At 47.0% G+C, this 23774-nt stretch carries 21 protein-coding genes; 6 read left to right on the top strand and 15 right to left on the bottom strand.

What is annotated here, in order from left to right:
* A partial coding sequence (locus tag QUB68_RS23595) for a WD40 repeat domain-containing protein (RefSeq protein WP_332997005.1) occupies positions 1-1646 on the top strand: 1646 nt, incomplete at its 5' end.
* Positions 1647-2351: 705 nt separating this feature from the next.
* Here the strand turns inward: QUB68_RS23595 and QUB68_RS23590 are convergent.
* Positions 2352-2621: a hypothetical protein gene (locus tag QUB68_RS23590; RefSeq protein ID WP_332997003.1), complete on the bottom strand. Its 270-nt coding sequence runs from the start codon at positions 2619-2621 to the stop codon at positions 2352-2354.
* A complete protein-coding gene (locus tag QUB68_RS23585; RefSeq protein WP_332997001.1) occupies positions 2569-2907 on the bottom strand; it encodes a DUF6972 family protein in 339 nt (112 codons plus the stop codon). Before QUB68_RS23585 ends, QUB68_RS23590 begins: the two co-directional genes overlap by 53 nt.
* 348 nt (positions 2908-3255) lie before the next feature.
* On the opposite strand from QUB68_RS23585, the gene QUB68_RS23580 reads away from it, so the two are divergent.
* On the top strand, positions 3256-4029 hold the full coding sequence (locus QUB68_RS23580; RefSeq protein WP_332996999.1) for a RibD family protein: 774 nt from the start codon (positions 3256-3258) through the stop codon (positions 4027-4029).
* 117 nt (positions 4030-4146) lie between these two features.
* Positions 4147-5337 (top strand): GNAT family N-acetyltransferase, encoded by a 1191-nt coding sequence (locus QUB68_RS23575; RefSeq protein ID WP_332996997.1) that lies wholly within the window; start codon positions 4147-4149, stop codon positions 5335-5337.
* An 82-nt stretch (positions 5338-5419) separates the two neighbouring features.
* Here the strand turns inward: QUB68_RS23575 and QUB68_RS23570 are convergent, their stop codons facing one another.
* Both QUB68_RS23570 and QUB68_RS23565 read right to left on the bottom strand, forming a co-directional pair.
* Positions 5420-5992, bottom strand: coding sequence for a hypothetical protein (locus tag QUB68_RS23570; protein ID WP_332996995.1), 573 nt, complete (start codon positions 5990-5992; stop codon positions 5420-5422).
* Positions 5993-6174: 182 nt separating this feature from the next.
* Complete coding sequence (locus tag QUB68_RS23565; RefSeq protein ID WP_332996993.1) at positions 6175-7539, bottom strand: sensor histidine kinase; 1365 nt, start codon at positions 7537-7539, stop codon at positions 6175-6177.
* Between the two features lie 266 nt (positions 7540-7805).
* On the opposite strand from QUB68_RS23565, the gene QUB68_RS23560 reads away from it, so the two are divergent.
* The 3 genes from QUB68_RS23560 (at position 7806) to ftsH4 (ending at position 11459) form a co-directional block, all read left to right on the top strand.
* Positions 7806-8651, top strand: coding sequence for a M48 family metalloprotease (locus tag QUB68_RS23560; protein ID WP_332996991.1), 846 nt, complete (start codon positions 7806-7808; stop codon positions 8649-8651).
* A 112-nt stretch (positions 8652-8763) separates the two neighbouring features.
* Positions 8764-9237 carry a TspO/MBR family protein gene (locus QUB68_RS23555; RefSeq protein WP_332996989.1) on the top strand — a complete coding sequence of 158 codons (474 nt, stop codon included), beginning with the start codon at positions 8764-8766 and terminating at the stop codon, positions 9235-9237.
* Between the two features lie 347 nt (positions 9238-9584).
* Positions 9585-11459, top strand: coding sequence for an ATP-dependent zinc metalloprotease FtsH4 (gene ftsH4, locus QUB68_RS23550; RefSeq protein ID WP_332996988.1), 1875 nt, complete (start codon positions 9585-9587; stop codon positions 11457-11459).
* Positions 11460-11704: 245 nt separating this feature from the next.
* Here the strand turns inward: ftsH4 and QUB68_RS23545 are convergent, their stop codons facing one another.
* The 11 genes from QUB68_RS23545 to QUB68_RS23495 form a co-directional block, all read right to left on the bottom strand.
* The gene (locus tag QUB68_RS23545; RefSeq protein WP_332996987.1) at positions 11705-12163 is read right to left on the bottom strand and encodes a hypothetical protein; all 459 of its coding nucleotides are present in this window, start codon (positions 12161-12163) and stop codon (positions 11705-11707) included.
* Positions 12144-12620 (bottom strand): Panacea domain-containing protein, encoded by a 477-nt coding sequence (locus QUB68_RS23540; protein WP_332996985.1) that lies wholly within the window; start codon positions 12618-12620, stop codon positions 12144-12146. Before QUB68_RS23540 ends, QUB68_RS23545 begins: the two co-directional genes overlap by 20 nt.
* 294 nt (positions 12621-12914) lie before the next feature.
* Complete coding sequence (locus QUB68_RS23535) at positions 12915-14513, bottom strand: B12-binding domain-containing radical SAM protein (protein WP_332996983.1); 1599 nt, start codon at positions 14511-14513, stop codon at positions 12915-12917.
* Between the two features lie 356 nt (positions 14514-14869).
* Complete coding sequence (locus QUB68_RS23530) at positions 14870-15835, bottom strand: NAD-dependent epimerase/dehydratase family protein (protein WP_332996981.1); 966 nt, start codon at positions 15833-15835, stop codon at positions 14870-14872.
* A 602-nt stretch (positions 15836-16437) separates the two neighbouring features.
* Positions 16438-17502 carry a uroporphyrinogen decarboxylase gene (gene hemE, locus QUB68_RS23525; RefSeq protein WP_332996980.1) on the bottom strand — a complete coding sequence of 355 codons (1065 nt, stop codon included), beginning with the start codon at positions 17500-17502 and terminating at the stop codon, positions 16438-16440.
* Positions 17503-18280: 778 nt separating this feature from the next.
* Complete coding sequence (locus QUB68_RS23520) at positions 18281-18550, bottom strand: ParE family toxin-like protein (protein ID WP_332996978.1); 270 nt, start codon at positions 18548-18550, stop codon at positions 18281-18283.
* Positions 18547-18882 carry a hypothetical protein gene (locus tag QUB68_RS23515; protein ID WP_332996976.1) on the bottom strand — a complete coding sequence of 112 codons (336 nt, stop codon included), beginning with the start codon at positions 18880-18882 and terminating at the stop codon, positions 18547-18549. The genes QUB68_RS23520 and QUB68_RS23515 overlap by 4 nt, the downstream gene beginning before the upstream one ends.
* Before the next feature lie 39 nt (positions 18883-18921).
* Positions 18922-19719, bottom strand: coding sequence for a hypothetical protein (locus QUB68_RS23510; RefSeq protein WP_332996973.1), 798 nt, complete (start codon positions 19717-19719; stop codon positions 18922-18924).
* A 531-nt stretch (positions 19720-20250) separates the two neighbouring features.
* The gene (locus QUB68_RS23505) at positions 20251-21222 is read right to left on the bottom strand and encodes a S66 peptidase family protein (protein ID WP_332997084.1); all 972 of its coding nucleotides are present in this window, start codon (positions 21220-21222) and stop codon (positions 20251-20253) included.
* 466 nt (positions 21223-21688) lie between these two features.
* Positions 21689-22450 carry a type I methionyl aminopeptidase gene (map, locus tag QUB68_RS23500; RefSeq protein ID WP_332996972.1) on the bottom strand — a complete coding sequence of 254 codons (762 nt, stop codon included), beginning with the start codon at positions 22448-22450 and terminating at the stop codon, positions 21689-21691.
* Positions 22451-22577: 127 nt separating this feature from the next.
* The gene (locus tag QUB68_RS23495) at positions 22578-23672 is read right to left on the bottom strand and encodes a glycosyltransferase family 4 protein (RefSeq protein WP_332996971.1); all 1095 of its coding nucleotides are present in this window, start codon (positions 23670-23672) and stop codon (positions 22578-22580) included.
* Between the last annotated feature and the right edge of the window lie 102 nt (positions 23673-23774).

Below are 23774 nucleotides of genomic sequence, written 5' to 3'. Positions count from 1 at the left end.
AAACTCTCACGGGTCATAGTTCCTATGTAACAGCAGTGGCGATCGCACCCGACGGCCTCACGGCGATTTCGGCATCCTATGATCATACCCTGAAAATCTGGGACACCGAGACAGGTTCAGAACTGAAAACTCTCACGGGTCATAGTTCCTATGTAACAGCAGTGGCGATCGCACCCGACGGCCTCACGGCGATTTCGGCATCCGGGGATAATACCCTGAAAATCTGGGACACCGAGACAGGTTCAGAACTGAAAACTCTCACGGGTCATAGTAACTCGGTACTAGCAGTGGCGATCGCACCAGACGGAAAAACCGCAATTTCAGCTTCAAGGGATAATACCCTGATAATCTGGGACACCGAGACAGGCTCTGAACTGAAAACTCTCATGGGTCATAGTTCCCAGGTAACAGCAGTGGCGATCGCAGCAGACGGAAAAACCGCAATTTCCGCTTCAGATGATAATACCCTGAAAATCTGGGATACCGAGACAGGCTCTGAACTGAAAACTCTCACGGGTCATAGTGGCGCGGTACTAGCAGTCGCGATCGCACCAGGCGGCAAAACCGCGATTTCCGCTTCAAGGGATAATACCCTGAAAATATGGGACACGGAGACAGGCTCTGAACTGAAAACTCTCACGGGTCATAGTTTCTTGGTAACAGCAGTGGCGATCGCACCAGACGGCAAAACAGCGATTTCCGCTTCGGGGGATAAAACCCTGAAAATATGGGACACGGAGACAGGTTCAGAACAGAAAACTTTCACGGGTCATAGTGACTTGGTATGGGCAGTGGCGATCACACCAGACGGAAAAACCGCGATTTCCGCTTCAAGGGATAAAACCCTGAAAATCTGGGACACCGAGACAGGCTCTGAACTGAAAACTCTCACGGGTCATAGTGGCGCGGTACTAGCAGTGGCGATCGCACCAGACGGCAAAACCGTGATTTCGGCTTCAGATGATAAAACCCTGAAAATATGGGACACCGAGACAGGTTCAGAACTGAAAACTCTCACGGGTCATAGTAACTGGGTAAGTGCAGTGGCGATCGCACCAGACGGCCTCACGGCGATTTCGGCTTCAGATGATAAAACCCTGAAAATATGGGACACCGAGACAGGCTCTGAACTGAAAACTCTCACGGGTCATAGTAACTGGGTAAGTGCAGTGGCGATCGCACCAGACGGCAAAACCGCAATTTCGGCTTCAGATGATAAAACCCTGAAAATATGGGACACCGAGACAGGCTCTGAACTGAAAACTCTCACGGGTCATAGTAACTGGGTAAGTGCAGTGGCGATCGCACCAGACGGCAAAACCGCAATTTCCGCTTCAAGGGATAATACCCTGAAAATCTGGGACACCGAGACAGGCTCTGAACTGAAAACTCTCACTGGTCATAGTGATTGGGTAAGAGCAGTGGCGAGCGCACCAGACGGAAAAACAGCGATTTCCGCTTCATATGATAAAACCCTGAAAGTCTGGGATTTGCTCACAGGTAAAGAGGTTGCTAGTTTCAGCGGAGAAGCTGCGTTTTTTGGCTGTGCTTTTGCGCCTGATGGGGTGACAGTTGTAGCGGGCGATGCGTTGGGCCGGGTGCATTTCCTGCGTTTGGAGGGAATGGGGGATTTGGGCGATGTTTGAGACAAATTTGCGATGATTTTTTGGGGTAGGGATACGGCACGTGCAGTCTCCTATTCTGCCGTGTCGCCGATGATTATATCCTCAGAGGGCGATCTTTTGGGGCGGTGATTATGTGCTGTGCCCGAAGAAATTCGGACACGGCATTGCCGTTTCCCTACAATGAATTGGGTTGTGGTTATGCGATATCGGGCGATCATTTTGCGGTAGGGACAAAGGCCAAGCCGTCTCCTCTTCTCTGCAACGTTTGGGATGGTTATGTGCGATCATCGGGCTTTAGAATTGCAGCCTGATATCATTAGCACCCGGCGGTTGAAACCGCGGAGTTTACGGGCACACAAACGAAGTCCACCTCCGTGGACTAAGAAAAATTATCTTCAACCCACGGAGGTGGGTTTTGCCTGTGTAGACGCGGTTTCAACCGCCGTCTCTTCTGATACCGATTTTGATGGGATTCGCGGCGATGTGCGGTTTCAGGAGTTGTTGTTGGGATGAGGGCTTTTCAGGGCTTACAGACTCCGACAAAGAAACCGGGTTTTTACCGAATTTCTAGACTAAAATCAAGTATCTTCGTAAAAAACCCGGTTTCTGGGCCGTCGCCACCCAGCAAAGAAACCGGGTTTTTGCCCGAATCTGTGGGTTGTAGGCAAGTATTTCGGAAAAAACCCGGTTTCTGGGGCCTTGCGATCGCCTTTCACCATCAATTATTCAAACTAACTCTGACACTCTCAGCCGGCCTTCCATAGGTTCATACTCATCCTCCAAAAGCCAATACTGTGCCTCATCATAACTCTGACTAGAAAACACAACTTTATAAGCCTCAGCCGGATCGTAAATCTGACAATTTCCCTCAGCATCACTGAGTAACAAAAGCAGATAAGGAGGCGAAAGATTTGGATCGATCCATACCTCTGTAAACTCCCAGTTATTCTTGACTAAATCGGCTTCGAGGGGTAGCGTGGTATCGGTTTTCAGCATCAACTTTTATCTCCCCATAATAAAGTGAAAGATGGCTACCATCCGGGTCAACTCTATAACCAATTGATTCAACAAAAAACAGACCATAACGATCGTAGCCACGAATTTTGCCTGTAAATTCTCCATCTTCTATTATAGCTTGAGCTACCTGATTCATAGTAGCCTCATTGTTAAAAACATGAGCAGCACGTCCTTTATTAAGCAATCTTCTCATTTGTGGCGTGTCTGGCAAATGTTTAGCAATGTGCTTGCTGTCAAGAGTGATTTGGCGATTAATTCCACTCATCAATTAATTACTAAGATTAGCTAGAATGCTTTCAATTACAGCTTCCATACATTTATAGTTGAGCTTTAATTGCGATTTACTTCAGGAAATCATAGCAGAAATATCCAATTTTGTCAAAGTTCCCTTTCCCTACAATGAATTGGGTGGTGGTTATGTGTGGTTGCGATTCGACATTTTGGGGTAGGGACACGGCATTGTCGTCTCCTCTTATGCCGTGTCGCCGATGACTATGTGTGATCGGGCAATCGCCTTTTGGGGAAACGGGCGATTCGACATTTTACGGTAGGGAAACGGCACTGCCATGTCCTCTTTTTCCGTTATGATGTTGTGCGAAAGTTCCATAAATTAATGATAGATAAGATCGATCGACCTTATGCAACAGTAATCCTCGCGATCAGTGCCGATGGTAAGATTGCAGATAAAGTGCGATCGCCCGCGAGATTCGGTTCAGCTAACGACAAAGCCCACCTCGAACAACAAGTCGCGGCAAACGATGCTGTTTTGTTCGGCAACGGCACTTTACAAGCCTATGGAACGACGATGCGAGTGATTTCGCCAGATTTGCTCAAACAGCGGGAACTCGCAGGGAAGCCGCCACAACCCGTGCAAATCGTGTGTTCGCGATCGCACCAATTTGACCCAAACTTGCGATTTTTCCAGCAACCGGTACCTCGATGGCTGCTGACTGGGGGAGGGGGAGATGTCAGCAACGGGCAAGATGCCCGTTCCACAATGGATGAATTGTCTTGTGGAACAGGCATCTTGCCTGTTCATAAAAAGCTTATTGACAAGGGCACAATCTGTAAGTTCGATCGCACTATCCATGCTAAAACAACGGATGGAGAGATTGATTGGATAGATGCGTTTCAACAGCTAGCCAGCTTCGGTATCAAACGGTTGGCGATTCTGGGCGGGGGGAAACTGGTAGCATCTGTGCTCGCTGCGGGCTTGGTAGACGAACTTTGGCTGACAGTGTGCCCGTTAATTTTGGGCGGAGTGGATGCGCCAACTCCCGTTGAGGGAAAGGGTTTTTTGGCGGATTTGGCTCCGAAATTGGAGCTTTTGGCGGTTAAACAGGTGGATCAAGAGGTGTTTTTGCATTATAGAGTTGGGGCGGGCTAGAAGCCCACCCCACATCTTGTGTGGCACAGGCATCTTGCCTGTGGCCAATAATTACACAAGCAGGAGAGATTGTATTAACTTAAATGAAGTTCGATCGCTCTACGCACAAATCTCCCTATGCTGCAACAGCCAAAAACTCAACAATATTCTGTAGCCTGGATTAGCAAAATAGGCGAAATCCCCCAATCCTCCTGGGATGCCTTGGCGATGCCGCTCAAAACTCCTTTTATGGAATGGGATTGGCTGAATAATCTCGAAATCTCCGGTAGCGCGACAGGTAAAAACGGTTGGCTACCACATCACTTGACAGTCTGGCGAGACAAACAGTTGATTGCTTGCGCGCCGCTTTATGTCAAAAGCCACAGCTACGGCGAATTTGTGTTTGATAATCAATGGGCGGATTTAGCTCAACGTTTGGGTGTACAATATTATCCGAAGTTGATGGGAATGACGCCGTTTACTCCCGCTGAAGGCTATCGGTTTTTGATTGCGCCGGGGGAAGATGAGGATGAGTTAACGGGAGTCATGGTAAGCGCGATCGACCATTTTTGCGATCGCCACAACATCTCCGGCTGCAATTTCCTGTATGTCGATCCAGCATGGCGGCAGCGCATGGAAAACCACGGTTTCAGCACTTGGCTGCACCACAGCTATATTTGGCAAAATCAAGGCTATCAAAATTTTGACGGTTATTTAGGCGCTTTTAATGCTAATCAGCGCCGCAATATCAAACGCGAACGCAAAGCTGTTGACAAAGCTGGTTTGTTGCTGAAAACTCTGACGGGTGATGAAATTCCCCAAGCCATGTTTGGTCAAATGTATGCTTTTTATGAGAATACTTGCGATAAATTTGGTTGGTGGGGTAGCAAGTATCTGACTAAGCAATTTTTTGAACAGTTGCACCACAATTATCGCGATCGCGTTTTGTTTGTCGCCGCCTACGATAAGGAAGATGACAGACAGCCTGTGGGTATGTCTTTTTGTTTGTATAAGGGCGATCGACTTTACGGGCGTTATTGGGGCAGTTTGCAGGAAATTGACTGCTTGCACTTCGATGCTTGTTACTATACACCGATCGAATGGGCGATCGATCGCGGCATCAAAACCTTCGATCCGGGTGCGGGCGGGCGGCACAAAAAACGGCGTGGTTTTCCAGCGATGCCGAACTACAGTTTGCACAGATTTTACAACAACCGTCTGGCGCAAATTCTTAAGTCTTATATCGGTCAAATCAATGAAAGGGAACAGGAGGAAATTGATTTAGTTAATCAAGATTTGCCTTTTAATCAGGAAGATTCTTCGGATTAGTCCGTGTTTGTAGTGAGGACTTTAGTCCTTTCTTGATGGATGAAGAAGGACTAAAGTCCTCACTACGAACCTTTTTTTTGATTTAATTCAAGAATACTCGCCCGTCTTCTTGAATTTCCATCGATTTTGTATCAGCGCCCAAATCAGTTGTCGCGCCGAAACTCACCTGCAACATTCCCGGCATTGCGGTGGCTTGGGGGCGAACCAGCAGCAATCCGCCGTCTGGACGCTGGTAAGTGAGGGTGATCGGTACTTTGATGTTTTGAAGCAAAATTTCCGATTGTTCGCCCAGAGTGCGCGGTGGGGTCACGCCTACGACTTGATAATTGATGACTGCATTGGTGGTATTCACCAGTTTAATTACTACCATGCCCTCTGCTGGGGTAACTCGGGCACCGGGCATCGGGAAGCGGGGAGGGGCGTCTGTTGTGGGTTTTGAGGGCATCCCGTTGGGGCTGGGACTCACCGTGGGACTCGGTTCGTCCACGGGCTTTCCAGTGGCGGGAGTGGCTGCGGGAGTGGGTTGGGAAACGGGTTTTCCTGATTGGGGCGGGGGGCCGCCGGCTTGGGAAAGTGTCGCGAGAGTGACGAGTAAACCCCCGCAGGTGGCTGCTAGCAAGCTGATTTTTTTCAACGGTAGATTGTGGCGAAACATAAATAACTCCTCACAAGTTCGATCGAGGTTTTCCAACAACGTTTATGTTAATCTATGGCGGAAATGAATTTTAATAGTTGGGTTTGGGCGCGAGGTAGGAATAATCAGGGTTTGAGGGGTGGATTTTTTTTAACCGCAGAGGGCGCAGAGGGCGCAGAGGATGAGGGGGAAGAGGGGAAGTTTTAGGGGCGAGATGTTTCTGATTTGTGGGCGGGGAGGGTGACGGTAACAACTGTACCTCGATCGAGTTGGCTGTCTATGTGGATTTGGCCTCGGTGATTTTCGATAATGGCTTTGGCGATGGCTAATCCTAAACCGGAACCGGCGGCGCTGCGGTGGGTGCGCGCGGGATCGGCGCGGTAAAATCGATCGAACAAATGCGGTAGCGCTTCCGGGGAAATCCCCATGCCGGTGTCTGTGACTGTGATTTGCAGTGCTGAATTTAACATCGCCGAATTTCTTTTGTTTTTAGCTGCAAACTGCAATTCTACTTGAATTTCGCCACCAGAGTGTGTGTACTGCACGGCGTTGCTGACAATATTGGTAAACAGTCGAGCTAGTTGATCCCAATCTCCCAATACTGTAAAGTTGTCTTCTGTGTTGGGTCGATCGACAATTTCCAAAGCAAGAGACAGATTTTGGGTAGTCGCGATCGCCAGTTGTTCTTCAATTACCTCCATCAACAAAGCATCCAGAGGCACATCAACCCACTGCTGCTGAACGATTCCGCTGTCTTGTCTAGCCAAAAACAGCAAATCGTCAACCAACCGTCCCAAACGGCGCGTCAGACGTTCGATAACCTGTAGCTGTTGGTGTTGCTGCGGTTCGATGTCCGGTTCCGCCAAAGCTACTTGCACGTTAAGTTGAATAGTGGCGATCGGATTTCTGAGTTCGTGGGAAGCATCGGCGGTAAACTGTTTAAGACGACTGTAGGATTCTCGCACAGGTGCGATCGCCAATCCCGACAGCAGCCAGCCAATAGCAGCCACGCAAATTAAAGTTAAACCCGCACCCAAAATCAAATCAAGAATTAATTGGCGAATCGGTTTTGTCACTTCAAACCAAGGATGGCTGACTCGCAAATATCCCAAAACCTGGCGGCCGATTTCCACGCGCTGCGTCACTTGTCTGAGAGAATTGTTTTGATCGGACTGCAACTTATTGTTAATTACCCAAACGGTTTCACCGGTGCGCTTAGCGTTAATCGGAATATTCAGCGGTTCCGACAAAGTAGACCACAGCAATTCCCCCGTAGGACTGAACCATTCTAAATCAATGTGGTCATCTTCTACTGCATCGCTGCTGTCTCGAAAACTAGCTTGAATATTGACTTGCGACTTAGTTTCAGTTCCAGACTTACGGGAAGTTAGCGGTTCGATAACGAGAGTTCGCTCTACTACTTCCACAACGTGATTGAGAGTATCGTCAATGCGATCGATCAAAGTATTGCGGACGTATAAATAGAAACCAGTGGCGAATACAAGTAACAATACAGCAGTAACGGCAGTGTACCAAATAGCGAGGCGGCGGCGGGTAGTTTGAAACATATTGCGAAGGAAGTTCGGCAACGAGCAATGTACGGGATTTAACGGATTTAATCACTATAACGTTCTTCTCTTCTTCTCTTGCTTTGTTGTGGAACAGGCGTCCCGCCTGTTCTTTTTCGCGACTTTCATTGGTTCCTTAAAAAAAGCCTTGTTCGCAAATCATCCAAAAAAATATCTAACAACTTTCCATTCTTGATACTTCAGACAGATGTAGAGATAGCTGTCACCGTAGTATCATAAGCGCGAAACTTTTTAGGTAAACGCCTGTGAATAGATTTTTATTCCGAGCCGCGATCGGCTTATTAATGGCATTTTTTGGGTCAATCACCTATTTTACCAGCAGCGTACAAAATCCCGTAACTGGGGAGAAACAGCGGGTGCAGCTTTCTCCCCGCCAAGAGATAGTTTTAGGATTGCAGGCGCGAGATCAAATGGCCGCAAAGCATGGGGGGCTTTATCCCAGCCAAACAATTCAGCAATATGTCGATCGAGTAGGAGAAAAAGTTGTCAACAATTCGGCGGCGAAACAAGCGGGTTATCCGTTTGAATTCCACCTGCTGCGAGACGCCCAAACTGTCAATGCTTTTGCTCTCCCCGGGGGACAAGTTTTCATTACCGCCGCACTGCTGCGGCGGCTGAATTCCGAGGCTCAGTTGGCTGCTGTACTGGGGCACGAAGCCGGTCACGTTGTAGGGCGCCACGGCGCGGAACACTTGGCAAAACAGCAGTTGGGCAGGGCTTTGGTGACGGCGGTTGGGGTGGCTACTAGCGACGATCGCGGTGGCGGCCAGCAGGCAGCATTAATTGCTCAAGCTGTCAATCAAGTTGTCGGTTTACGTTATGGTAGGTCTGATGAACTTGAGAGCGATCGGCTCGGTTTTCGGTTTATGACCGAGGCGGGTTACGATCCTAGAGGTATTGTTGAGGTGATGAAAATTCTCGGTGCTGCTAGGAAGGGCGAAGCGCCGCCGGAGTTTTTGAGCTCTCACCCGAATCCTGAGAATCGAGTTGAAAAGTTGCAAGCTTTAATCGCCCAAAATTTCCCTAACGGTGTTCCAGCTAATTTGGTGTCTGGACGCGATGAGTTTGCTAAGAATGTCTCGGGCGGTTAGCTATTGTTGGATCTGGCTTTGCTGAAGTTATTGCTAAAGGCGGATGGAAGTTCGGCTGTGAGTTGGCACGATCGACTAATTGAGCGATCGAGCAATTTGAAAGTTGAGAACCATGATGCAATCTTGGATGATTATCGGCGGCGTGACTTTCTCAGTCGCCTTCGGGACTCTGTTTTTCAAACTCCGCGATATTAACTGGGCCGTCAAACTTCAAAGACCAGATTGGATGTTTTTTGAGCCTGCGATTCCGTTAATTTGGACGGTGATTTTTGCTTGCGGGGCCGGCAGCGCTGCTGTCGTGTGGGAACGCGATCCGGGGAGTATCAAAACTTGGCTGCTGATGGCTGTTTACTTGCTTTTAGAAATTGTCACAGTTGCCTATATTCCCGCGACTCTCAGAGCCAAAAGTCTGAAAGTAGGGACAATTTTGGGAGGCGTTGGCGAGATTTTGGGAGTTGTGCTGCTGCTGGCTGTTTTGCCGATTTCTCAAACTGCGGCTTTGTTACTTTTGCCTTACGCGATTTGGGGTGCGATCGGCACTTATACTACTTGGGAAATGATTCAATTAAACCCAGAAGCTGCATAATTATAACGAACAGTGAAGACAGAATAAGAACAGGCGAGACGCCTGTTCCACAGAATAAAAGGAAAAGAGGAAGATAATTTTCAACCAATTCTGAACTAATAACCATTCAGCAACTACTAACCAACCCTTCACAAATATAGTAATCTTCTCTTCTATTCTATTCTTCTCTTCCGTGGAACAGGCGTCTCGCCTGTTCTTCGTGCCTTCGCGGTTCGTTCTTAATACCAAATAGGTGCAGCCCAGTTAACCGAACCGATCGAGTGAGGAAATCCGCTTGACACCGCGTGCGTATTTGATGAGAAAATAAATGAATGAAACTGGTTTAAATTAAAGGATGACCGTTATCAATGGCAATTAAAGACCAGCCCCAACCCCCTCGTTTTCGGCAAATTAGCAATGTCTTGTTATTGCTATCCAGTTTGTTTCTGCTGGCAAATATCTTTTTGCCCAATTTATTCGGGCCGCAAATTCCGCAAGTACCTTACAGCTTGTTCGTCCACCAAGTCCAAGAACAAGATGTAGTGCGAGCTTCGGTAGGCCAAAATGAAATTCGCTACCAACTCAAAGGCGAAGGCGACAAACCCGGTCAAGTGCTGTCAACTACGCCGATTTTTGACCTGGAACTTCCTAAACTTTTGGAAGAAAAAGGCGTTGAATTTGCGGCAACTCCCCCTTCTAAAAATGGCTGGATCGGCAGCGTTTTAAGCTGGGTGGTTCCGCCGCTGATTTTTGTGGCGATTTTTCAATTTTTTATGAACCGCAACGGTGGTGGGCCGCAGGGTGCACTGTCGATCGGCAAAAGCAAAGCTAAGGTCTACGTAGAAGGCGAATCGGCGAAAATTACGTTTGCTGACGTAGCCGGAGTTGAAGAAGCTAAAACTGAATTAGTCGAAGTTGTGGAATTCCTGAAAACTCCCGACAAATTCACGGCAATTGGTGCGCGCATTCCGAAGGGCGTGCTGTTAGTCGGGCCTCCGGGAACTGGCAAAACGCTGTTAGCAAAGGCAGTAGCTGGTGAAGCTGGCGTGCCGTTTTTTAGCATCTCCGGTTCGGAGTTTGTGGAACTGTTTGTCGGTGTCGGTTCTGCCCGAGTCAGAGATTTATTTGAGCAGGCGAAAAAACAGGCTCCTTGTATTATCTTCATTGATGAGTTGGATGCGATCGGCAAATCTCGCAGTACCGGCGGAATGTTTGGCGGTAATGACGAACGCGAACAAACTCTCAATCAACTGTTAACTGAAATGGACGGTTTTGCTGCGGGCAATACTACAGTAATTGTGCTGGCTGCAACTAACCGCCCGGAAAGTTTGGATGCTGCTTTGTTGCGCCCGGGCCGTTTCGATCGCCAAGTTTTGGTCGATCGCCCGGATTTATCTGGCCGCGAAGCAATTTTGAACATTCACTCTCAAAAAGTCAAGTTGGGCCCGGATATTGACTTGAAGGCGATCGCCACTCGCACCCCCGGTTTTTCGGGCGCAGATTTGGCAAATTTGGTCAATGAAGCTGCCTTGCTGGCTGCGCGCAACAAGCGCCTCGCTGTGGCACAGGAAGACTTTTTCGAGGCATTTGAGCGGGTTGTAGCTGGCTTGGAAAAGAAGAGCCGGGTGCTCAACGAGAAAGAGAAAAAGATTGTGGCTTACCACGAAGTCGGACACGCGATGGTTGGTGCTGCGATGACTGGCGGTGGGGAAGTGGCGAAAATCTCGATCGTCCCGCGCGGTATGGCTGCATTGGGTTACACGTTGCAGGTTCCGACTGAAGACCGTTTCTTGTTGGATGAGTCGGAGTTGCGCGGTCAGATTGCTACACTGTTGGGAGGGCGATCGGCTGAAGAAGTTGTCTTCAACAGCATCACCACCGGCGCTTCAAACGACTTGCAAAGGGCGACTGATTTAGCCGAGAGAATGGTCACAACTTACGGCATGAGTAAGGTTTTGGGGCCTCTAGCGTATGATAAGGGCCAGCAGGCGATGTTTTTGAACGATGGGATGGGAAATGCCCGCCGCGCTGTCAGTGCCCAAACTGCTGAGGCGATCGACCAAGAAGTCAAAGAGATTGTCGAAACAGCACACAAACAAGCCTTGGATATTCTCAAGGAAAATCGAGAATTGTTAGAAACAATTACGGCGAAACTGTTGGAGACTGAGGTGATTGAAGGTGAGAAACTGCACGACTTCCTCGCTCAGGTAAAGCCTGTAGATAAGGTTTCGGCGGTTGTTTAAAAGGGTTTAATTTAACCGCAGATAAACGCAGATAAACGCAGATGAGTATAAATCATCTGCGTTTTTTGATAGAATATTGACTAAATAAGTTTTTTTATTATATAAATAAGACATTGATTAAATTTGACATAATTACCAACATTTCAACTATCAAGCAATACAGTTCACTTAACGCTTTTTTGTCATTGCTGTACCCGCGAAGCAAACTGTGTCTATTTTTCACATCGTTTTCCCAACGGACTGTCTTAAGTGAACCGTATTGAACTATAAAGATTGTGGTCTGGGTCTAGCCAAACAATATAAAAAATATTTTCACTAAAAAATCCATGCACCCTACCGTATTCATTAGCAGATATTTGAAACTGGTAGGGGATATTTACGAGCATAGCTTCATTGGGAATCCCGAAACCATTCGGTTCAGTTGTATCTTGCCATGCTATTCCATGACAACGCAGGCTTTTACTCTGATTATTGATGATTTCTTGAGAGTTCAATTGTGATAAATCCCGTAGCCTTCTCAATAGAGAGGCTAGATATCTAGAATCTCGGCCGGCTAGTGAAAATTTATCTTTGTCATCCTGATAATACCTGAAAGAAAAACTAACTCCTTCCGGTATTTGTATTTGGACAACCTCTCTCTTGGCTGAAGATGGCTGACTGCGAAGATTTGTATCTTGTCTTTTTTTATTCTTCTTCGATGACACGGGTTTTGTAGTATTCTTTCATTGATTCCTTAGAAATAATAGCATGAGAAGGTTCATCTTTTGGCAACTCACCTCTCGCCTTAATCCAAGGGTATTCGCGGCGCACCATCAATTCTAACTCATAAGCATCCCGAAATAAATAATCATTGGATAACTCGTCCAAAAACTCTTGTACGTCTTCTTGAAACTCTGGTTTTTCGACTTCTTTGAGAATTGGCTTAAACCCAAATTGCTCTTTGTATTCGTAAAATAAAGTCGGGATAGTCGGCCCGTGCACCCAGGCTTCAAAATCCTCATCAAAAAGCGGTGTGTCTTCAAAGGCTAGATACCATGCTTGGGCATAGTACAAGAGTTTTTGTAGCTTGTGGTTGCTGAGGTAGGAGCCTACGTCATTGGCAAACCAAATGTAGTAATCTGCTAGTTGGGACGCTGTTGTTATTGTGGTTATTGTGGTCATATAATTCGACTCAATAAGTTTTGGATTCTATGATATCATAATTATCTACTATATTAAACTAAATTACCCTCTCTCAAGAGGTGGCAGAGCCTGGAAACGAGATTAATGCACTTCATAGCAAAGAAACCTGGTTTTCACCTAATCTATCGACTACGACGAGAGCTATTCGTAAAAAACCAGGTTTTTGACTCGCATTACGCAAAGAAACCGGGTTTTCACCTAATCTATCGACTGCGACGAGAGATATTCGTAAAAAACCCGGTTTCTGATTACCATTCCAGATGAGTGGAAATCTTAAACTACTTGCACTTGTTTTTCTGCAATAGAAGCTATCAGCGCTTTTTGCTGAGCCTGTTGAGCTTCGTCAGCCAAAAACTCGGCTAATTGTTCTTCGATTTCATCCCGCACAATTTGGCGGTATTCCAGGAAATGCTCGTTGTGAGCACACACTGTTAAATAGTGATCCCAAACTGCCGGATTGCGTCTCAGAATGCTGAACAAATGATGCCAGAACTTCCACCGAGTTGAACGCTTGACTCCTTGTCGCCACACCACAGTTAGCAGTGCTCGCAAGTCGATTAAACTGGGGATTCTTGATGGTATATCTGCTGTAGGTGCACCCAACATCAAGAAGTGGCGGTAGGTGCGGTCTAAATATTTCTCAGCATCGTACACATCAGAAAATGCTTGGACATATTCCCTCGCAATATCTTCTAGTGGCCGCGTCGGAATGAAGTTCATCAAAGTAGTCTGGTTGAGGTTGCCAGATTTGTCGCGCAATCTCCCTTCTTTTGCTAGTCGGTGCGACAATGCAGTGTGAGGCAAAGCTTGCAACATTCCAAAGGTTGTACTCGGAATTGCTGCTGCTTCGGCAAAGTCTACGATGCGTTGGCCTGCGCCTGCTTTTTCGCCGTCGAATCCGATGATGAATCCGGCCATTACTCGTAAACCGGATTTGGCAATCAATTCTACTGATTCGATGAGGGAATTGCGGGTGTTTTGGAATTTTTTGGTCATTTGCAAGCTTTCTTCGTCGGGGGTTTCAATTCCTAGGAATACTGCGTTGAAATGACACTTCACCATCATATCCATCAATTCTTGGTCTTCGGCTAAGTCGATGGATGCTTCTGTGTTGAAGTTGAAGGGGAATTTGTGTTCTATTTGCCAAACTTCTAACTCTTTTAGCAACAGTTTGACATTGCGTTTGTTGCCGATAAAGTTGTCGTCTACCATGAATACGCCGCGCCGCCAACCTAGGTTGTAGAGACAGTCGAGTTCTGCTATTAATTGTTCGGGGTTTTTGGTGCGGGGTTTGCGACCGTAGAGGACGATGATATCGCAGAATTCGCACTGGAACGGACAACCTCGCGAAAATTGAATTGACATCGAATCGTAGCAGTCTAATTCGAGCAAGTCGAACCGGGGAACTGGGGTTGTGGTAACATCGGGTTTTACGCCGTCCGATCGATACATTCCACTTTTTTCACCGCGCCCGATGGCTTCGACGAACATCGGTATGGTGATTTCGCCTTCGTCGAGAATCAGGTAATCGATGCCCGCTGCTTGGGGCTCCTCGGGTACGGAAGTCGGGTAAGGGCCGCCGCAAGCTACGGATTTACCGCGCCGTTTTGCTTCGCGGATGATGTCTAGCAAATCTTCTTTTTGGACAATCATGGCGGACAGAATAACGAGCTCTGCCCATTCCCATTCTGCTTCTGTGATTTGTCTGATGTTGCGATCGACTAACTTAAATTCCCATTCTTGGGGTAGAATGGCTGCTACTGTGACCAAACCCAGCGGTGGAAGCAGCACTTGGCGATCGACTAATTCTAGGATTTTCTCGTAAGACCAGAATGTTTTCGGGAACAGGGGGTAAACTAGAAGCACTCGCATATTATGTTAAACCTCACATCAGTAAATAACTTGCGATCGGGCTGGCGTGTATGAGAGTTCGATCGACTCTCAAGACTTAATGTTAAGGCTAAAATTACAATCTTGCGCGCGATCGAATATCTGACGAGGGGTGACACCCCCTAACACAAATATCATGGGCGCAATTTTATATTTTGCAGTCTCTTGTCAGAGCCCGCAAATGCTGATATCTTATCGTATTTCATAGTTGATTGACGATAATTGCATTTAAACAGCATGGGATTAAGGCAAAAAAGAACCTGAAACAGTACAGATTAGTCATAAGGAACACCTAGCATCCATCCGCTACATCCGCTACAAAATCCGCTGCCGAACTTTTACTTTGCATTTTTATCGGGAATCCCGCTAGTTCTTAGCATATCGGCAACTGTGCCGCAGTAACTCGGCAATCCGATGCTTTCGGGATTGACGAGATTTTGATAGGTAAAATGGCGGTAGCTGATGCAAAATCTATCCCAAGCAGCCATTTGAATTCGGAACAACCAAATAAAGAAATCGGCAAGCCAAGGTGACAGAGTAATCCGAAAGAATATTTTTGTATGCAAATATTTGCAAGCTTGTTCGACAACTTCATTCGCGGTAATCGCCGGATTTCCGAGTACAAAATGTCGCGTTTCTTCGGAAGCAGTCGGATGTTCGACTAAGTAATTAACTACTGTAGCAATATCTGCGCCGTGGATGAAGTGAAAGCTGCCATCTGCTTTCAGCCAGCGAATCAAACCAATCCATTTGGCGACAAGCGGCAAACCTGATGATAGGTGAGAAACTGGTTTTTGTGCGTCTCCTCCCAATACTAATGTCGGGTAAAGTGCGGTAATCGGAGGTAGATTTTTTAAGACTGACAATTGCGTCATACAGTTATATTTCGAGCTAATATAATCTGTGCCCAATTCACCCGCTTCTTTGAGTAAATTGTTATCTCGGCCGAGAATGCTGGCTGTTGAAAAATAAATTACTTGTTGACAAGTCTGCGGCGAAAGTAATTGAATTAGGCGGAGAGTTTTGGTGACATTCACGTCTAAAACTTCTTCGGTTCCTCCCCAAGCGGTGGCGGCTAAAATTGCGACATCTATTGTTTGCAGAAGTTCGGCAAATTGCTCAATATCTCTCATGTCGCCTTGTATGATATTGATGCCGGGGCGGGCATTAGTGTCAAATTTTAGCTTTTCGGGGTTGCGAACTAATAGGTAGAGTTCGTGGTTTGTCTGTTGAATCAAGGTTTCGGCCATGTAGTGACCGATACAGCCACTTGCACCCGTCACAAAAATTTTTTTGGAGTTCATTTTGCCGCAGGGGAAGATGGGAGGAATGAGGGTTTTTTGATGGTAGGGAAACGGCACTGCCGTGTCCTCTTTCTACGGTAGGGAAACGGCACTGCCGTGTCCTCTTTCTTACAAATATTGTGTGTTTTGTCCACAAATATTGTGTGTTGTTGGCACGGAAGGAGACGGCAATGCCGTGTCCCTACGAATATTGTGTGTTGTTTCCACAAATATTGTGTGTTGTTGGCATAGAAGGAGACGGCATTGCCGTGTCCCTACAAATATTGTGTGTTGTTTCCACAAATATTGTGTGTTGTTGGCATAGAAGGAGACGGCAATGCCGTGTCCCTACGAATATTGTGTGTTGTTTCCACAAATATTGTGTGTTGTTGCACGGTAGGGAGGCGGCAATGCCGTGTCCCTACGAATATTGTGTGTTTTGTCCACAAATATTGTGTGTTGTTGGCATAGAAGGAGACGGCATTGCCGTGTCCCTACAAATATTGTGTGTTGTTGGCACGGAAGGAGACGGCAATGCCGTGTCCCTACAAATATTGTATCTTCTTTCGACGGTAGGGAGACGGCATTGCCGTGTCCCTACAAATATCGCAATCAAATCAAATTTAAGCAGTAACTGCGAGCAATTTGTCGGCTTGTTTGGCGGTTTCAAAGAAGAAACGCACGTTATCTTCGGGAGTTCCCGGTAAAACGCCGTGTCCTAAATTGAGGATGTGTCCACGATCGCCCGCTTTGCGAATTGTATCAAGAATTCGATCGCGAATAAACGCTTGAGAACCAAACAATACGCCGGGATCGAGATTTCCCTGAACGTTCATGTTGGGGCCCAAACGTCGGCGTGCGTCCGCCATATCAACCGTCCAATCGACGCTGATGATATCCGCGCCGGATTTTGTCATCCGTTCGAGGAGGCCGCCACTACCGCTGACTAACAGAATTAGCGGGGTGTCGGGATGGGTTTTTTTGACTTGCTCAAATACCTGTTTTTGGTATGGTAAAGCGAACGTGTCGTAGTCCTGCGGGGACATTTGGCCGGCCCAGGAGTCGAACATTTGCACTACTTGCGCGCCGCAGTCGATTTGGTAGCGCATATAAACTGCGATCGCATCGGCGAATTTCGACAGCAACTGATGCAGTAAAGTTGGATCGGAAAATGCCATGTTTTTGATGATGGCATAATACTTAGAACCTTTGCCCTCTACGGCATAGGCCGCCAGCGTCCAAGGCGCGCCGACAAAACCGAGCACGGTGGATTTGTTGCCGACTTCCGCGCGCAGGGATTGGAGGATTGTTTTGATAAACGGCAAGCTTTCTTCCGGGTTCAGCGGTTGCAGGTTGTCGATTTGCTCTTGAGTGCGGATGGGTTCGTGGATAATCGGGCCTTTGCCTTCGGCGATGTCCATCTCGATGCCCAAACCCGGCATTGGGGTGACGATATCGGAAAACAGAATTACGCCGTCGGGTTGAAACGCGCGCCACGGCTGAAGGGAAACTTCGATCGCAACTTCGGGTATTTCGGAACGTTCGCGAAAGGAGGGATACTTTTCTCGCAAATCTCGATAAGCCTTCATGTAGCGGCCGGCTTGGCGCATCATCCACACGGGCGGGCGGTCTAGGGTTTCGCCGCGGGCTGCCCGCAACAGTAAGGGAACTTCATTTAATGCCGACATTTTAACTTTTCTCTACCTTAGATATTTTAATGCCTTTGGTAGCTTACCATTCTGCGATCGTCCTTTTTGATCGAAAATTCATCTGTCAGCGGGGAGGGAGATGAGGGGAGTGGCTGAGTTCGATTAGGGGCGATCGGGATTTGGTTGGTTGCGAGGCTGGCGGTAAATTAGCTGAAGCGCCCTTTTTGCGCCACCAGCCTCGCAAGTGACATCGAGACTCCTGGCATTATATGGGCTGTATAATGGAGTTTCCCCCACTTGTTGGGGGCACTCATTGAATAAAAAAATTGAATAAAAACCTAGTAAAGAACCCAGTACAGCAATACTTGAGAATATAAACGGGTAGATTCTGGATGCTGCTGTTACATTATTTTTGACTCCCGACGTTAACACTATGAAAAAAATAAAATTTGAATCCACTATACAACTTTGGATAGATATGTCTGTACTCGGGTTTATCTACAAGCCTACTCCTCGTCCGGGCAAGTTCTCGCCCAATGTTTTAGACATTATAAGCTATCTTTCAGAGAATATAAACTCTCAGGGTAACTTACCATTTTTTATCAAATCGCTTTTTCTCACTGCTGTATTTACTCCTTTGCTGTACAGCTCAAATTTTTACATTACTTGTATAGGCTGGGTTTTGATACTCGTACCCGGTTTTATGCTAGCCATACAGCTTTTTTACCTCCTAATCAATCAAATACTGTGCATCTCCATGACACCCCTATGTTTGATAGATGACGTACTTTCTAGTTTCAAGGATTCAAAGTGAACCTTATTTCTGAGCTAATATTGCATCATAATCGCCATGAGTCCCTATCCAAAACCAGACAATACTTTCAGGTTTCTCAACTCCCAGAGCTCGGTAACTCTCGCCTACTCGCACCGATTGCAATTGCTTTCGCCTGCCCACTTTTTTAAAATGCAGCGAAGGGTGATACGGATCGACTTTCAGTAATTCGTAATTTTTATCGGCTAAAGCTTGTATTTCTTGAGGTAGCTGGTGATAGCAGTTCCAAAAACGCGGTAAAGTCAGACGCTTCATAACACTTTAGCCAATCCCGCTTCATACTCTGCATCAACTTCATCAAGTAGCGCATCTAACAGCCCATCCTCCAAATCGTTTTCAATTTGCCTATCCCAGACTTGTTGGTGATACTCTATCAGCCAAGCCGTTAGTTCGGATAGTTCCTTAACTGACAAGTTTATAATTGCTGTTTCAAGTTCTTTAACACTCATAGATTTTGCCACATCATTAATATTATTAATATACCAATAATCCTGAAGGCATGGGTAGTCAGAAACGGGGTTTTTGCGAAAATACTTCCATAGTCGCGGTGTTTGGGGCGGGTTTTTGAGATGGTTGGTTTGACTCATTGATGGTTTGTCAAACCCGCCCCAACTAAACAAACGAAATTACCTAGTCACACAGACTCCACCTACGGATACGCGACATTGATCGGGACGATCGAACCTGCTATTATCATTAGGGCGATCGAATCTACCATCATCACTCCTAGCTGAATCTAAATCCCTAGTCCGCGAATTGTAATAATAATCTCCCGCTGGAAAGTTTCTAGTCGGCACAGCGCAGTAAGTCGAATCTTGATTATTATCATCAAACCTTACTCTCACCATAGAACGTCTCTCGCGACAATCAACAGACCGCAAACCAAAATCATCCTGCAAAATCTGCGCCCTGTCACCCCGGCCATCATCACGGCGGCTATCGCGGTTATCATCGCGCCTATTGCGAGCCCGTCTGTCGCCGCCATCAATTCCCGCAACTTCCAGCGTGTAGTTACCGCCCCTCGCAGCATCCTTCGTCAACACCAAAAGCTTGTAATCGCCGCTACGGGGAATCACATAATTAAAAGCACGGTCTTGCGTAAAAGCGACTTGTTTGTTGTTCCCATAAAACAGCACCATGACGGGAGTAAAACCGCGACTTCTATCTGTATCTAAAAACACTTCAATGTTGTCGCCTTCCCTAGCGCTGAATGTGTATTCTTGACCCCGCAATTCTTCCGTCGGAGAACCCGGTGTCCACATATTTCGGAAACGGTAAATCGGGGAAGTTCGGCGAATTACTCCATCTATGCGATCGTTATTTTGGATCGATTCAGCAACTGCACTTGATGGAATCGCCGTAAGTGCCAATCCCGCAACTAGCACAGCGGTAGCAATACTATTTAACAAGTTGTGTGTTTTCATATCAACCTCTCAAAAACTTTAAAATCTTTTTGCCTTGTTTGCACCGACATTTGCATACACACTCTATTTTAAATCTAATTTCTGCCAACTGTGTTAACCATTAGTCTCAACTTAAGGCTAAAACCCTTGAACAATCTCGCTTTTAGCAGAGTCTCGATCCCCCTTAAGAAGGGGGACTTTGAGCGCTTCCGGTTCCCCCCCTTCTTAAGGAGGGTTAGGGGGGATCGGCGGGCCGAAAACCCTTAATCAATCTCGCTTTTAGCAGAGTCTCGATCCCCCTAAATCCCCCTTAAGAAGGGGGACTTTGAGCGCTTCCGGTTCCCCCCTTTTTAAGGGGGGTTAGGGGGGATCGGCGGGTCTAAAACCCTTAATCAATCTCGCTTTTAGCAGAGTCTAGATCCCCCTAAATCCCCCTTAAGAAGGGGGACTTTGAGCGCTTCCGGTTCCCCCCTTAAGAAGGGGGGTTAGGGGGGATCAGCTATTTAGCTGGTGCCAAATCTCAAGTTAAACTTATAGACGCTGATGCCGAATTTAAAGTTGCGATGTATCCCCACAAATCAGCAATCCCGATTCAGCATCGAGACTCGCCTCAATTCCCATCGGTAAAGCAGCGTTAACCCCCTCGTGGCCAAAGGGCAAATCTGAGACAATCGGAATATTCAAGTCAAAGAGCCGATCGCGCAAAACCTCTTCTATAGTAAAACTAATGCTATCCGGGCCAACCTCGCAGCGACTAAAGCGCCCCAAAGCAATCCCCCGCACCCCCGCAAAAGCCCCCGCCATCCGCCACTGAGTCAGCATCCGATCGACCCTGTAAGGAGCCTCCGAAACATCCTCAAATGCGAGAATAGCACCCGTCAAATCCGGTTGATACGGGGTTCCGAGCAAATGAGTAGCCACCGTCAGATTCGCCGGAAACAACCGCCCCGAAGCTTGTCCACCGCCCCAACCTTTACCTTGCAAAGATGGTAACGGACGGCCTTCGATACAGTCAAAAAGTCGATCGACAGACCAATCCGGTTCAGCCGCCAAAGTCGTCAGCAGCGGCCCGTGAACGCCCCAAATCCCCAATTTGTCGTCATTCCACAGCAAAGCCGTAATGTCAGAAAAGCCGATCAACCATTTCGGCGCATGGGAATCGGGCATGGGGAATCGGGCATGGGGCATCGGGCATGGGGCATCGGGAATTAGTGATTGGGAATTTTCTGCCTTTCCCACTTTTCCTTTTTCCAAAAGTCGAGTGCTGCCGAAACCGCCTCGAACACACAGAATACCCCGACAATCCGGGTCACTAAGGGCATCTGCGAGTTGTCGGACACGGTTTTCGTCGGAACCGGCCAAGTAGCCAGTGCGATCGGCCAAACCGGGTGTTAATTCAACTCGATAGCCGCGGGATTTCCAAATTTCCAAACCGCGTTCAAAATTAGTCAATTCTCGCAGCGCGCCGCTAGGTGCAATTACCCGCAGCAAATCTCCCGGTTGCAGCCATTTCATATTAGTTATTATCGAAGGAAGTTCGGCAACGGATTTTGTAGCGGATGTAACGGATGTAACGGATTGACGCAAGAAGGAAGAATAATAGATTTTTACCCAGGAATATCAATTCTGATGGATTAGAAGTAATACCAATCATGAAAAATATTACTACATAAGAATTAGAGTATTTCATCTGTAGGGAAACGGCATTGCCGTGTCCGGCGGGGAGTTATGCCAATGACAGATAATTCTTATACAATTAATAATTGTAGCAAAAATTTTTCAAATTAGTATAATTCTGTAGGGGCGAGTTCACCAACAATCTGTAATTCACATCCAGAGTATTTATAAACTCGCCCCCACCCAACCAACCAACTCCGATTACCTGACAATTTTCGGGTATTCTGCGATGGGGAGAGGGCGGGTTTTTGGACTCTGGGATTTCATTTTAAATTCGGGTGAACCCGCCCTTACAAATTTCTACATTTAACACCTACGGCAAAGTCAGAATTTCCACCCCAGAATCAGTCACAGCTAGAGTATGTTCAAATTGAGCCGAAAGCTTTTTATCCTTAGTGATAGCAGTCCAACCATCGGCCAAAATTTCCACATCCCAAGTGCCCTCATTAATCATCGGCTCGATCGTAAAAACCATGCCTTGTCTGAGCTTCTTTCCCGTCCCCCGCTTACCGTAATGCAGAATTTCTGGTTCAGTGTGAAAAACGCGATGCACGCCGTGTCCCGCAAAATTTCGCACTACCGAAAAACCCTGGGCTTCTGCATATTCTTGAATTGCTGCACCGATGTCTCCAGTACGAGCACCAGGCTTAACTTCCGCAATTCCTCTTCTCAGACATTCCTCAGTTACTTCAACTAACTTTTTAGCGACAGGTGAAGGTTCTCCAACAAAGAAAGTCTTAGAAGTATCGCCATGATAGCCATCAACTAAAGGCGTTACATCAATGTTAATAATGTCACCTTTTCTGAGAATTTGTTTCGCATTCGGGATGCCGTGACAGACAACTTCATTTACACTAGCGCACAGAGATTTCGGAAATCCTTTATAACCTAGCGGAGCACTTGTTGCGCCGTGGGCCAAAGTCCAACGTTCGGCTTCGTCGTTAATTGCCAGAGTGCTGACACCCGGTTTAATCATTGGTTCAAGATGCAGCAGAAGCTGGGCTGCTAAGCGGCCAGCTTGACGCATTTTTTCGACTTCTCTGCTCGATAAAAGCACTAAACGTTCAGTTGCCATAGTTTTTTTCTCTGGTCTTTTGTTGTGGTTGATTAAGAGTTTATTTAACTCAATTAGGACTTACTTAGAACCGATGAAAAATAGATGCTGCGATTGCTTCGTTCCTCTCTTCGGACATATAAATACGTTATTTATCCGTAAGTTCTGTCAATTTTAGAATAGATTTGAACCAGCTTTCAAAACGATCGCCCGCAGCTCCTAAATTGTATTCTACCTCTGCTTGTCGGCGGCAAGCACTGCGGTCAATTTCGTCTAAACGGTCGATCGCACTTACCAACCCATTTACGCTGTCAGGCTCCACTAAAAAGCCCGTCAGCCCGTCCCGAACAATTTCCGCCGGGCCCCCGCGTTCGTAAGCTATCACGGGCACACCGCACGCCAAAGCCTCGATCGCCACATTTCCGAAAGCTTCCACCCACCGCGGTGTCATCAACAATGCTCGGCACTGTCGGACTTGCTCTTGCATTTTAGTTGTTGTCAGAAACCCTAAATATTCTACCGGAGCATCCGGGTAATCTGCACAAATTTTTTGCCAATAATCCTCATCCTGCATTTTGCCCATAATTTTCAGGGGAATGCCTGTAATTTTCGCGGCCGCCACTGCATCTTCTAAGCCTTTCTCCGGGGCGATGCGGCCTAGCCAAGCTAATTTTGGTTCCGGTTGGCTGCAAAATTCGTACAGCGATAAATCGATGCCGCCGGTTCCCACTAACTGACACTCGCTACCAAAGGCAAAGGTTTGGGCTTGGCTAAGGGTGCAAACTCCCAGCGTACCGGGAAATTTGGTGGCGATTTGTCCGGCGATGCGATCGAAGGATCGCGAAAGTGAGCCCATACTGATAAAATGTGCGATCGGAGTCCTAAAAAATGGCGTCAAATAAAACGGCAGCCAATCGTAGGCAAAGTTAACAATCAGATCCCATTCATCCTGAACTTGGCGGGCGTATTCCCACATATTCGCCAGCACAGAATCGGCTGGCATCACAATCGCATCATTGTAATCTTGTGATTGAGCAGTTACTTGCAAATCGCCCCTGATTTCGATAACTGGAATTGATTCTAAAACTGAACCAGCAGGCGCTACAACTGTTATTTTATGACCCCGGCGGTGCAATTCTTTAGCAGTGTTGAGGACTGTAAGTTCTACTCCCCCGCCCAACCCAGAACCGAGTTGACCGACAGAAGTTGATAGGAACAATAATTTTAAAGAGTCATTGGTCATTGGTCATTAGTCATTAGTCAGCGGTCACTTATTTTAGCATACTATCGATTATTATTTTGATCGAATAAGGACTTTAGTCCTTACTACAAACCTTTTTTGGCA

The organism is Microcoleus sp. A006_D1 (genome assembly GCF_036702805.1).
GTDB lineage: Bacteria > Cyanobacteriota > Cyanobacteriia > Cyanobacteriales > Microcoleaceae > Microcoleus.
Note: the sequence above shows the minus strand (reverse complement) of the source record. Positions and strands in the feature narration are given on the sequence as shown.

Coding starts and splice junctions, on each gene's coding strand:
- QUB68_RS23495 (WP_332996971.1), bottom strand. CDS start 23,672: ATGACCAATGACTCTTTAAAATTATTGTTCCTATCAACTTCTGTCGGT.
- QUB68_RS23565 (WP_332996993.1), bottom strand. CDS start 7,539: ATGTTTCAAACTACCCGCCGCCGCCTCGCTATTTGGTACACTGCCGTT.
- QUB68_RS23520 (WP_332996978.1), bottom strand. CDS start 18,550: ATGAAGCGTCTGACTTTACCGCGTTTTTGGAACTGCTATCACCAGCTA.
- hemE (WP_332996980.1), bottom strand. CDS start 17,502: ATGTCGGCATTAAATGAAGTTCCCTTACTGTTGCGGGCAGCCCGCGGC.
- QUB68_RS23515 (WP_332996976.1), bottom strand. CDS start 18,882: ATGAGTCAAACCAACCATCTCAAAAACCCGCCCCAAACACCGCGACTA.
- ftsH4 (WP_332996988.1), top strand. CDS start 9,585: ATGGCAATTAAAGACCAGCCCCAACCCCCTCGTTTTCGGCAAATTAGC.
- QUB68_RS23555 (WP_332996989.1), top strand. CDS start 8,764: ATGATGCAATCTTGGATGATTATCGGCGGCGTGACTTTCTCAGTCGCC.
- QUB68_RS23570 (WP_332996995.1), bottom strand. CDS start 5,992: ATGTTTCGCCACAATCTACCGTTGAAAAAAATCAGCTTGCTAGCAGCC.
- map (WP_332996972.1), bottom strand. CDS start 22,450: ATGGCAACTGAACGTTTAGTGCTTTTATCGAGCAGAGAAGTCGAAAAA.
- QUB68_RS23585 (WP_332997001.1), bottom strand. CDS start 2,907: ATGAGTGGAATTAATCGCCAAATCACTCTTGACAGCAAGCACATTGCT.
- QUB68_RS23535 (WP_332996983.1), bottom strand. CDS start 14,513: ATGCGAGTGCTTCTAGTTTACCCCCTGTTCCCGAAAACATTCTGGTCT.
- QUB68_RS23580 (WP_332996999.1), top strand. CDS start 3,256: ATGATAGATAAGATCGATCGACCTTATGCAACAGTAATCCTCGCGATC.
- QUB68_RS23540 (WP_332996985.1), bottom strand. CDS start 12,620: ATGACCACAATAACCACAATAACAACAGCGTCCCAACTAGCAGATTAC.
- QUB68_RS23590 (WP_332997003.1), bottom strand. CDS start 2,621: ATGCTGAAAACCGATACCACGCTACCCCTCGAAGCCGATTTAGTCAAG.
- QUB68_RS23575 (WP_332996997.1), top strand. CDS start 4,147: ATGCTGCAACAGCCAAAAACTCAACAATATTCTGTAGCCTGGATTAGC.
- QUB68_RS23530 (WP_332996981.1), bottom strand. CDS start 15,835: ATGAACTCCAAAAAAATTTTTGTGACGGGTGCAAGTGGCTGTATCGGT.
- QUB68_RS23510 (WP_332996973.1), bottom strand. CDS start 19,719: ATGAAAACACACAACTTGTTAAATAGTATTGCTACCGCTGTGCTAGTT.